1 pseudogene is annotated in these 378 nt (G+C 62.2%); it reads left to right on the forward strand.

The annotated features are described in order from the left end of the window. Positions 1–169 precede the first annotated feature (169 nt). Positions 170–378 (forward strand): annotated as a pseudogene (locus L995_RS10355) (hypothetical protein); the annotation flags it as partial.

Below are 378 nucleotides of genomic sequence, written 5' to 3' on the forward strand. Positions count from 1 at the left end.
GAGATGGGTAAGGACCGGACAGACCGCATTGCGGACAACTCGCCCAAGGCGCTGCGTCAGCAGATGCGGGAGATGGCAGCGGAGACGCGATAGCACTTGCCCCTTGCAGGGTTGGCCTTGAAAGGGCGGCATTGGAAGACTGCGGGAATTCACTTCGCAGGAGCTTCCAATGTCGAACACCAGCTATCCGAAGGGCATGGAGAAGCTTCTCTCCGGCTCCATCAATGCCTCCACTGACACCTTGAAGGCCGCGCTGCTGCCCAGCGGCTACGCCTTCAGCGTGTCGCATGAGTTCGTGAGCCAGCTCGGCTCGATCATCGGCACGGCCCAGCCCCTGCTCAACAAGACGATCACCGGCGGCGTGCTGGACGCGGACGA

Origin of the sequence: Delftia sp. ZNC0008 (genome assembly GCF_000799035.1) — a bacterium.
GTDB classification, from domain to species: domain Bacteria; phylum Pseudomonadota; class Gammaproteobacteria; order Burkholderiales; family Burkholderiaceae_C; genus Comamonas; species Comamonas tsuruhatensis.